The 3,356-nt window shown below is 63.1% G+C and carries 4 protein-coding genes; all 4 read left to right on the plus strand.

All coding sequences use genetic code 11. The features are described 5' to 3' along the window. The coding region (locus tag EOA22_RS28445; RefSeq protein ID WP_245478709.1) for a thiamine pyrophosphate-dependent enzyme at positions 1 to 497 on the plus strand (497 nt) is incomplete at its 5' end. 85 nt (positions 498 to 582) lie between these two features. Then, a complete protein-coding gene (gene ilvN, locus EOA22_RS28450) occupies positions 583 to 1,155 on the plus strand; it encodes an acetolactate synthase small subunit (RefSeq protein WP_013531048.1) in 573 nt (190 codons plus the stop codon). A gap of 132 nt (positions 1,156 to 1,287) precedes the next feature. Beyond that, on the plus strand, positions 1,288 to 1,884 hold the full coding sequence (locus tag EOA22_RS28455; RefSeq protein ID WP_024501399.1) for a LysE family translocator: 597 nt from the start codon (positions 1,288 to 1,290) through the stop codon (positions 1,882 to 1,884). 247 nt (positions 1,885 to 2,131) lie between these two features. Further along, the coding region (locus tag EOA22_RS28460; protein WP_127390392.1) for an efflux RND transporter periplasmic adaptor subunit at positions 2,132 to 3,356 on the plus strand (1,225 nt) is incomplete at its 3' end.

Below are 3,356 nucleotides of genomic sequence, written 5' to 3' on the forward strand. Positions count from 1 at the left end.
CGATGGGTTATGGCCTGCCGGCAGCACTCGGCGTGCAGATCGCGCATCCCGACGCTTTGGTCATCGACATTGCCGGCGACGCCTCGGTGCAGATGACGATGCAGGAGATGAGCGCGGCGGTGCAGCACAATGCGCCGATCAAGATCTTCATCCTCAACAACCAGTATATGGGCATGGTGCGGCAGTGGCAGCAGTTGCTGCACGGCAACCGGCTGTCGCATTCCTATACCGAGGCGATGCCGGACTTCGTCAAGCTGGCCGAGGCCTATGGCGGCCACGGCATTCGCTGCGAAAAGCCGGACGAGCTGGACGACGCGATCAAGGAGATGATCTCGGTCAGGAAGCCGGTGCTGTTCGATTGCCGCGTGGCGACGCTCGCCAACTGCTTCCCGATGATCCCGTCGGGCAAGGCGCATAACGAGATGCTGTTGCCCGACGAGGCGACCGACGAGGCGGTGGCCAATGCCATCGACGCCAAGGGCAGGGAACTGGTGTAGCCGGCAGAACCAAGGCAGGGCTGTCGCGAGAAAGCCCTGCGCAAACAAAGAATTAGCTCAAGAGCTTGAAATCGAGATTCATGTCATGAACGCACAGCTACAACCGACCGGTTCGGCCTATTTTATCGCCAAGGAAACGGAAAAGCCGGAAAACCACACGCTTTCCGTGCTGGTCGACAATGAGCCGGGCGTGCTTGCCCGGGTCATCGGCCTATTTTCCGGGCGCGGCTACAACATCGAGAGCCTGACCGTCTCCGAGACCGAGCATGAAAAACACCTGTCGCGCATCACCATCGTGACGCGCGGCACGCCGCATGTGCTGGAGCAGATCAAGCACCAGCTGGAGCGCATCGTGCCGGTGCACCGCGTCGTCGACCTGACCGTGCGTTCGCATGAATCCGGCCAGGAGCGGCCGCTGGAACGCGAACTGGCGCTGGTCAAGGTCGCCGGCATCGGCGAGGCCCGGGTCGAGGCGCTGCGGCTGGCCGATGCGTTCCGCGCCAGCGTCATCGACGCCAACACCGAGCATTTCATCTTCGAGATCACCGGCAAGGGCTCCAAGATCGATCAGTTCATCGCCATCATGAAGCCGCTCGGCCTGGTCGAAATCTGCCGCACCGGCGTGGCGGCGTTGAACCGCGGCCCGCAGGCGATGTAGGCCTTCGGTGCTGGCGCCGGGCGCGCCAGCCAGCTTCCACAGTGAGGCTTCTGGCCCCGCTGTGGGCCGTCCGTGGGCCTTTGCGGGTTGCCTAGAAAAGACAACGATCCTGACTTGTCGGGGAGGATATCCATGTCGCTTGACGCTTTCCTTGCCCTGCTTGTCTACGCCTTGGTGACTTCGATCACGCCGGGGCCGAACAATCTCATGCTTCTGGCATCGGGCGTGAATTTCGGCATCGTCAGAACCGTTCCGCACATGCTTGGCATCAGCATGGGTTTCCTCGTGCTGCTGCTTGCCGTCGGTCTTGGCCTTGGCGCTGTGTTGACGGCGTTTCCGGCGCTGCATACCGCGCTCAAGATCGCCGGCGGCGCCTATCTTTTGTACCTCGCCTGGAAGATCGCCATGTCGCGCACGCTGACCGGCAAGGGCGAGACGAAGGCGCGGCCGATGCGCTTCATCGAGGCGGCTGCATTCCAGTGGGTCAATCCCAAGGCGTGGGTGATGGCGATCACCGCCATGGCCGTCTATGCCAATGCCGAGCACCCGTTCCTGTCGGTGGTGTTGATCGCTGTGGCCTTCACCATCGTCAATTTGCCGAGCGTCTCGGTGTGGGCTGGGTTCGGCACCGCGCTGCGCGGTTTCCTGTCGGACCCGGTACGGCTGAAATGGTTCAACATCGCCATGGGCGTGCTGCTGGCGGCGACGCTTTGGCCGATGCTCAAATAGGTCGAGACGCGCACATTCTGGTCGTCTCAGGCCGGAAGGCGATGGCTCGCAAGCCGTCGGATGGGGATTCAGCCCGTGTTGCACATCCATTGTGCAGTGCACATTAAATCTTCGTAATGCCGTGTTTTGGCCCTTTTCCGACAAAGGCGCGTCCTATCTATTCGGCGAAATCGCGGCAACGGGCCGTGATTTGCGCTAGAGTAGAACCATCGGACCACGACGTGTCGGGTGGAGAGGGCCTTTGACCATGCGTGGAAAAGTCGTTCTTTCGTTGCTTGCCGTCGCCTGTGCGGGCGCGGCCTGGCTCTATGTGTCTCCGGACGCGCTGAGCAAGGCTCAGCAGCTCATCGGCGCAAAGCAGGTCGCTGCCGCGGACAAATCGGCAACCGGCAAGCCGGCAGCGGGCGACAAGGCGGCAGGTGGCGGCGGTGCCGCCCGCTCGGCTTCCATCCTCTCGGCCGTCGCCTCGACAGCCGATTTCCCGATCCGGCGTTATGCGATCGGCTTCGTCTCGTCTCCCGCCGTCGTCAACATCAACGCGCGGGTGTCCAGCCAGATCGTCTCGATCGACGTCAAGGATGGGCAGATGGTCAGGGTCGGCGACGTTCTGTTCTCGCTCGATGACCGGGCGCTGAAGGCGCAGCTTGCCAAGGATCAAGCGGCGCTCGCCAAGGATCAGGCGATGCTCGCCAGCTCGCAGTCCGATCTCCAGCGCGCCAAGGATCTGGTTGCCAAGCAGGCCGGCACGCAGCAGACCTACGACCAGGCCGTCGCCGCGCAGAAGGCTGCCGCTGCGACCGTTGACGCCGACAAGGCGACAATCGACGCCGACAATGTCCAGCTTGGCTTCGCCACGATCACGGCGCCGATTTCCGGCAGGCTGGGTGCGGTCAGCGTCGCCGTCGGCGATCTCGTCACCGTCAGCAATGGCAACAGCAGCACGGCGACCCCGCTGGTGACCATCACCCAGATGGACCCGCTGCAGGTCAACTTCAATCTGCCGGAAAGCAATCTCGCCCTGCTGCACAAGGCGCTTGCCAATCCGCAGCAGGGCGCGGTGACACTGACCAAGGATGGTGACGCGACGCCGATCGGCAAGGGCACGCTCGATTTCGTCGACTCCAGCGTCGACACTGCGTCGGGCACTATCGCGACGCGGGCAAGTATTCCCAATGCCGACCTTTCGCTATGGCCCGGCCAGTATGTGAATGTCGTGCTCGACGCCGGCATCATGCCGCAGATGACATCGGTTCCTACCGTCGCCGTGCAGCCAAGCCAGAAGGGCCCTTTCGTCTATGTGGTCAAGCCGGACAACACGGTCGAGATGCGGCCGGTGCAGGTGGCGCTGACCGAAGGCGACAACAGCGCCATCAGCCAGGGGCTGAAAAGCGGTGAGAAGGTTGTCACCGAGGGCCAGACACGGCTGAAGGACGGCGCCGCGGTGCATGAAGGCAAGACCACGGCGGGTGCCG

Source organism: Mesorhizobium sp. M7A.F.Ca.US.014.04.1.1, from assembly GCF_003998745.1.
In the GTDB taxonomy this organism is placed as follows: domain Bacteria; phylum Pseudomonadota; class Alphaproteobacteria; order Rhizobiales; family Rhizobiaceae; genus Mesorhizobium; species Mesorhizobium ciceri.